Source organism: Pseudomonas sp. BCA17 (assembly GCF_004519405.1).
In the GTDB taxonomy this organism is placed as follows: domain Bacteria; phylum Pseudomonadota; class Gammaproteobacteria; order Pseudomonadales; family Pseudomonadaceae; genus Aquipseudomonas.
Window position 1 is genome coordinate 1 of the sequence record NZ_SGWI01000017.1, and the last position, 8170, is coordinate 8170.

At 64.7% G+C, this 8170-nt stretch carries 1 protein-coding gene; it reads left to right on the plus strand.

What is annotated here, in order from left to right:
- Positions 1-8170 (plus strand): non-ribosomal peptide synthetase (locus tag EXW71_RS28595; RefSeq protein WP_134661350.1); only part of this gene is annotated, 8170 nt, incomplete at both ends.

Consider the following 8170-nt stretch of genomic DNA (forward strand, 5'->3'; position numbering starts at 1 on the left):
CGTGTTGGTGCCGCATCGGGCAATCACGCGCCTGGTGATCAACAACGGCTATGCCGATTTCAATCAGCACGACCGCGTGGCGTTTGCTTCGAACCCGGCGTTTGACGCCAGCACCCTGGACGTATGGGCGCCGTTACTCAACGGCGGCGCAGTGGTGGTGGTCGATCAGGATACGTTGCTGTCCCAGGCCGATTTTGCCGAGTTGTTGCAGGAGCAAGCCGTCAGTGTGTTGTGGATGACCGCTGGGTTGTTCCATCAATACGCCGAAGGGCTACTACCGGTGTTCCCTCAGCTGCGTTACCTGATCGTCGGCGGCGATGTACTTGATCCGAGCGTGATCGCCAGAGTCCTTAAGGACGGTGCACCCCAGCACCTGCTTAACGGCTACGGCCCGACTGAGGCGACGACGTTCTCGACCACCCATGAGATCACCCGGGCGGACGAAGGCAGCATTCCAATCGGCCGTCCGGTGGGCAACAGCCGTGCCTACGTGTTGGACGCACGTCAGCAACCAGTGCCGGTCGGTGTCACCGGCGAGTTGTACATCGGTGGTCAAGGTGTTGCCTTGGGCTATCTGAACCGAGAAGACCTGACGGCAGAGAAATTCCTCACCGACCCGTTCAACGAAGGGGCGCTGATGTACCGCACCGGCGACCTGGTGGCGTGGCGTGCCGACGGCACCTTGCAGTACCAGGGACGTAACGACCAGCAAGTGAAAATTCGCGGTTTCCGCATCGAACTGGGCGAGATCGAAACCCGCCTGGGCGAGCACCCGCAGGTCAAGGACGCGGTGGTTCTCGCCCGTGAAGACGAACCGGGGCACAAGCGCCTGGTGGCGTACTTCACCGAGCGTGAAAACGTCGACATCCAATCATTGCGTGACCATCTGCAAGCGCAGTTGCCGGAGTACATGGTGCCGGCCGCTTACGTGTGGCTGGACAACCTGCCGCTGACCAACAACGGTAAGGTCGACCGCAAAGCCTTGCCCGCGCCGGATCAGGACGCACTGCTGAGCCGTGGCTACGAAGCGCCACAAGGTGAAGTGGAAACCGTGCTGGCGCAGATCTGGGCGGATGTGCTCAAGGTCGAGCAGGTCGGTCGCCATGATAACTTCTTCGAACTGGGCGGCCATTCGCTGATGGCGGTCAACCTGATCGAACGCATGCGCCGCGCCGACCTCAGCGCCGACGTGCGCGTGCTGTTCAGCCAGCCGACCCTGGCAGCGCTGGCGGCTGCGGTGGGCAGTGGGCGTGAAGTGGCCGTACCGGCCAACCTGATTACGCCTGACTGCGTGCGCATCACTCCGGACCTGCTGCCCCTGGCGAACCTGGACCAGGCGGCGATCGACCGGATCGTCGCCAGCGTGCCGGGCGGTGTGGCCAACGTGCAGGACATCTACGCCCTGGCACCGTTGCAGGAAGGCATCCTGTACCACCACATCGCAGCGGAGCAGGGCGATCCGTACTTGCTGCAGTCGCAGCTGGAGTTCGACGATATCGAGCGTCTGCAGGCGTTTGCCCAGGCATTGCAGACGGTGATCGAGCGCCATGACATCCTGCGCACCGGCGTGGTCTGGGAAGAGCTGGCCATTCCGGCCCAGGTGGTCTGGCGCAAAGCCGAGTTGCCGGTACAGGCGGTGCACCTTGACCCGGTCGATGGCGATATTCTTGGCCAACTGCATGAGCGTTTTGATGCCCGGCATTACCGCCTGGATGTCAGCCAGGCGCCGCTGGTTCGTCTGGTGTACGCCGAAGACCGCGCCAACCAGCGGATTGTGGCGATTCTGTTGTTCCATCACTTGGCGCTGGACCATACGGCCCTGGAGGTGGTCAGCCAGGAAATGCAGGCCAGCCTGCTGGGGGGGCGCGAGCCATTGGCGGCGCCGATCCCGTACCGCAACTATCTGGCTCAGGTACGCCTGGGGCTCAGTGAGCAGGAACACGAGGCGTTCTTCCGCGACATGCTCGGCGATATCGATGAACCGACCTTGCCGTTCGGTTTGCAGGACGTGCAAGGCGAAGGCCATGCCATCCGTGAGGCTTCGGTGGCCCTGGACAGCGATTTGAGCCGGCGCCTGAGGGCGCGGGCGCGGCTGCTGGGCGTCAGTGCCGCCAGTGTGTTCCATCTGGCGTGGGCGAAGGTGCTGAGCAGCGTGTCCGACTCGCGGCAGGTGGTGTTCGGTACCGTCCTGATGGGCCGCATGCAGGGCGGGGACGGCGCCGACCGGTCGCTGGGCATGTTTATCAACACCCTGCCATTGCGGGTCGATATCGAAGGGTTGGGGGTGCAGGCCGCCGTCAAGGCCGCCCATGCACGCCTGACTGGCCTGTTGGGGCATGAACATGCGTCGCTGGCCCTGGTGCAACGTTGCAGTGGGGTTGCGCAGTCGACCCCGCTGTTCAGTGCGCTGCTCAACTATCGCCATACCCCGGCTGCCCATACCGGCCTGACGGCCGAGATTGAGCAGGCATGGCACGGCATGCGCTTCCTGACTGCCGAGGAACGCACCAACTACCCGGTCAGCTTGAGCGTCAACGACCTGGGCGAAGACTTCAGCCTGGATGCGCTGACGGTTGCATCGGTCGATCCGCACCTGATCTGCGGCTACCTCGTGACCCTGCTTGAACAACTGGTCGATGCTCTGGAGCACTCGCCACAACGGGCGTTGGAGCACCTGTCGATCCTCTCGCCGGCGCAGACCCGCCAGTTGCTCGCGGATTTCAACGCCACCGACGCGGATTACCCACGGGACCTGACCGTGGTGCAGATGATCGAGGCGCACGCCTTGCATACCCCGCACACCATCGCGGTGGTGCTGGGTGAGCAGGTGTTGAGCTATCGTCAACTGAACGAGCAGGCCAACCAGGTCGCGCATCACCTGCGCAGCCTTGGGGTGCAGGCCGATGCGCGCGTAGCCCTGTGCATGGAGCGCAGCCTGGCGATGATTGTCGGGCTGCTGGGGATCCTCAAGTCGGGGGCCGCTTACGTGCCGCTCGACCCCGAGTACCCGGCGCAGCGCCTAGCGCTGGCGCTGCAAGACAGCCAGCCGCTGGCGGTGCTGGTCCACGCGGCTACCCGTATGGTGCTGGAGGATTCCGGTCTCGCACTGATTGACCTGGACGATGCCTCGTTGGACGCGCAGCCACGTCACAACCCGGCCGCGGTGGCCGGGCCGAATGACCTGGCCTACGTAATCTTTACCTCCGGCTCCACCGGCCGCCCCAAAGGGGTAATGGTGGAGCATGGTTCGCTGGTCAACCACATCACCTGGCAGACCCGCGCGTTTGGTTTTGATGCCAACGAGCGGATCTTGCAGCGCACCTCGGTGGCTTTCGACGCCTCCGTCTGGGAAATCTGGACGCCGTTGGCGATTGGCGCGCGGCTGGTGCTGTTGCCGGCACACGCTTCGAGGGATGTCGAGCAAATGGCGCAGACCCTGGTGGAGCACCAGGTCAGCGTCGCGCAGTTTGTGCCGAGCCTGCTGCGACTGCTGGTGCAACTGCCGGACAGCGGCGTGCGGTGCCGTTACCTGTTCAGCGGCGGTGAAGTGCTGGACCCTCAACTGGCGATGCAGGCGCGGGCGCTGACCAGCCACGGCATCGTCAACCTGTATGGTCCGACCGAAGCCACCATCGACAGCACGTCGTGGACCTGCGACGGCAGCGCGCCGGTCGAGTCGGTGCCGATCGGCAAGCCCATCGCCAATGCCCGCGCCTATGTGCTCGATGCACGCCTTGAGCCGGTGGCGCTGGGTGTGGTGGGCGAGTTGTACATCGGCGGCGCCGGTGTGGCGCGTGGGTACCTGGGCCGCGATGATTTGACGGCCGAGCGCTTCCTGGCGGACCCGTTCAGCGGCAATGGGCGCCTGTACAAAACCGGCGACCTGGTGCGTTACCTCGCCGACGGAAACTTGGAGTACGTAAGGCGCAATGACGATCAGGTCAAGTTGCGTGGCTTGCGTATCGAACTGGGTGAAATCGAAGCCCACCTGGCGGCGCATGTCGCTGTCCAGGAGGCCGTCGTGCTGGTGCGCGATGAGCGCCTGGTGGCGTATTGCACGCGGCGCGAGGCGCAGTCGGACATCGATATCGAAGCCCTGCGCGAGCATGTGCAGCAGTATGTGCCGACCTACATGGTGCCGCAGGCCTATGTGGTGCTGGAGGCGCTGCCGCTGAGCCCCAACGGCAAGCTGGACAGCAAGGCGCTGCCGGAACCGGGCATGGAGGCCGTGATTGCGCGAGGTTATGAGGCACCGAGCGGGGCGGTCGAAACCCTGCTGGCGCAGATCTGGGCCGATGTGCTCAAGGTGGAAAAGGTCGGTCGCCACGATCACTTCTTCGAGTTGGGCGGGCATTCGTTGCTCGCCGTCGGCCTGATCGGACGCATGCGCCAGGCCGGCCTCAACGCCGACGTGCGCGTCTTGTTCAACCAGCCGACCCTGGCGGCGCTCGCCGCTGCCGTGGGCAGCGGGCGCGAGATCCAGGTGCCGGCCAACATCATCCCGGCCGGGTGCACGCACATTACGCCGGACTTGCTGCCGCTGCTGATCCTGGATCAGCCAAGCATCGACCGTATCGTCGCCACGGTCGCAGGCGGCGCGGCCAACGTGCAGGATATCTACCCGCTGGCACCGCTGCAGGAAGGCATTCTTTACCACCACATCAGCGCCGAGCAGGGCGACCTGTACGTGCAGCAGGGACAGTTCGCGTTTGCCGATCTTGCGCGCCTGCAGCAGTTTGCCGAAGCCTTGCAACAGGTCATCGACCGCCACGATGTGCTGCGTACCGGGTTTGTCTGGGAGGGCCTGGAACAGCCGGTGCAGGTGGTCTGGCGCCAGGCGCGGTTGATCACCCGGGCGGTACAGTTCGATCCGCGCGGTGGCGATATCGCCGCGCAACTGGCGGCGCACGTTGACCCGCGCCGCCATCGTTTGAACCTGACCCAGGCGCCACTGATGCAACTGGTGTACGCCGACGATGAGGCAGGCCAGCGCATCGTCGCCACGCTGCTGTTCCATCATATGGTCATGGACCACATGGCCATGGACGTAGTGTGGCGGGAGTTGGAGGCGTTCCTGCTCGGCAAGGGCGATGAATTGATCGCCTCGGTGCCTTACCGCAATTACGTGGTGCAGACGCGCCTGGCGAGTCGCGAGCAGGAACACGAGACCTTCTTCCGCGACATGCTGGGAGATATCGAGGAGCCGACCCTGCCGTTCGCACAGCAGGACGTGCGCGATGACGGCTACGATATCGACGAGGTCGACCTGGCCCTGGATGCCGACCTGAGCCGACGCTTGCGCGCGGTGACCCGCCAGAATGGCGTCAGCCCGGCCAGCCTGTTCCATCTGGCCTGGGCACGGGTGCTGGGCGTGGTTTCCAGCACTGAGCGGGTGGTGTTCGGCACGGTGATGATGGGGCGCTTGCAGGGCGGTGAGGGCGCCGACCGGGCGGTGGGCATGTTTATCAATACTTTGCCGCTGCGCGTCGATATCTGCGGCCAAGGCGTGCAGGAGGCCGTCAAGGCCACCCATGTGCGTCTGTCGGGTCTGCTTGCCCATGAGCTGGCCTCTCTGGCCCAGGTGCAGCGTTGCAGCGGGGTGCCGCAATCGATGCCGTTGTTCAGTGCGTTGTTCAACTACCGTCATACGCCGGACAACGCTGCTCAAATCACAGAGGCGTCGCTTCGTGCGTGGCAAGGCATGGAGTTTTTGCAGGCGCGAGAGCGCTCCAACTACCCACTGACCTTGAGCGTCAACGATTTAGGCGAGGCTTTCAGCCTGAGCGCGCTGGCACTGGCATCGATTGGCGCGCAACGCCTCTGCGAGTACGTGAACCGGGTCGTCGAGCAACTGGTCGAGGCACTGGAGCACGCACCGCACACCGCGATGAACAGTCTGTCGGTGCTGCCCGCCGAGGCTCGTCGGCAGTTGATCGAAGGCTTCAACGCCACCCGTGTCGACTACCCCCACGGCCTGACCATTCACCAGCGCTTCGAGCAGCAGGTCGAGTTGTACCCGCATACGCTGGCGGCGGTGTACCAGGGCCAAAGCCTGACCTACGTCGAACTGAACCGCCAAGCCAACCGACTCGCCCACCGGTTGATCGAGCTCGGGGTGCAACCCGACGATCGCGTGGCGATCTGTGCGCAACGCAGCCTGGAAATGCTGGTGGGCCTGGTCGCCATTCTCAAGGCCGGCGCAGGCTACGTGCCGATCGATCCGGCGCATCCGCTGGACCGCATCCGTTACTTGCTCGAAGACAGCGCCCCGGTTGCCGTGCTGGTGCAGCCGGGCCTGGCCCAGCGTTTACCGACTCTGCAAGTGCCGGTGCTGGAACTCGACAGTCGCCGGCTGCAGGGCGCTGCCCGTGACAACAACCCCCAGGTCGCGAGCCTGACCCCGGCACACTTGGCCTATGTGATTTACACCTCCGGTTCCACCGGTCTGCCCAAGGGCGTGATGGTGGAGCATCGCACCTTGGAAAACCTGGTGAGCTGGCACTGCGATACGTTTGAACTGGGCCACGGCAGCAAGACGTCGAGCGTCGCCGGGTTTGGTTTCGACGCCATGGCCTGGGAAGTCTGGCCGGCCCTGTGCGTGGGGGCGACCCTGTATATGCCGCCGGCCCATGACGGCAGTGAAGACATCGACGCGCTGCTGCAGTGGTGGTTGGCCCAGCCGCTGGATGTCAGCTTCCTGCCGACGCCGGTGGCCGAATACGCCATCAGTCAAGACCTGCAACACCCGACGCTCAAGACCCTGTTGATCGGCGGCGACCGCCTGCGCCAGTTCAACAAGCCGCAGCGTTTCAACCTGATCAACAACTACGGCCCGACCGAAGCCACGGTGGTGGCGACCTCCGGGCGCGTTGAAGCCGGGCAGGTGCTGCATATCGGCAAGCCGGTGAGCAATGCCCAGGTCTATCTGCTCGATGAATACCAGCAGCCGGTCCCCCTGGGGGTCGCGGGTGAGTTGTACGTGGCGGGTGCCGGGGTGGCGCGGGGTTATTTGAACCGTGCACAAATGACCGCCGAACGCTTCCTCAAAGACCCGTTCAGCGAGGATCCGCAGGCGCGGATGTATCGCACCGGCGACCTCGCGCGTTGGCTGGAGGACGGTACGCTCGATTACCTGGGCCGTAACGATGACCAGGTGAAAATCCGTGGTGTGCGTATCGAGCTGGGTGAAATCGAAACCCGCCTGAGCGAACAGGCCGGTGTCCGCGAAGCCGTGGTGCTGGCCCGTGAAGGGCGCCTGGTGGCCTACTTCACCGAGCGCGGCACGCAACAGCCGGCGCTGGATATCGACGCCTTGCGCAGCGGTTTGCTGGCGTGCTTGCCGGAGTACATGGTGCCGGCCGCCTATGTGCGCCTGGACCATATGCCGCTGACCGCTAACGGTAAGCTCGACCGCAAGGCTTTGCCGGAACCGGACCAGGACGCGATGCTCAGCCGAGGCTATGAAGCCCCGCAGGGCGAAGTGGAAACCACCCTCGCGCAGATCTGGGCGGACGTGCTCAAACTGGAACAGGTGGGCCGTCACGACAACTTCTTCGAGCTGGGCGGGCATTCGTTGCTGGCCGTGGGCCTGGTGGAACGCATGCGCCAGGCGGGCCTGCAGGCGGATGTGCGCGTGCTGTTCAGCCAGCCGACGCTGGCGGCGCTGGCGGCGGCGGTGGGTGGCGGCAACGAAGTGGCGGTACCGGCCAATCGCATCGACGTCGGTTGCACGCAGATCACCCCGGAGCTGCTGCCCCTGGCCACGCTGGATCAGCCGAGTATCGACCGGATCGTCGCCAGTGTGCCGGGCGGCGTGGCCAACGTGCAGGACATCTATGCCTTGGCACCGCTGCAGGAAGGCCTGTTGTATCACCACATCAGTGCCGAACACGGCGACCCGTACCAGCAACATGCACTGTTCGCGTTCGACAGCCGCCAGCGCCTGGACCGGTTCGCCCAGGCCCTGCAACACGTGATCGGCCGCCATGACATCCTGCGTACCGGGCTGTTCTGGGAACAACTGGACGCGCCGGTGCAAGTGGTCTGGCGCGAGGCGCCGCTGGCGGTGGACGAACTCATCCCGCAAGCCGGTGATGTGCTGGCGCAACTGCGTGAGCACTTCAGCCTCGGCCGCCATCGCATGGATATCCGCCAGGCACCGATGATGCAC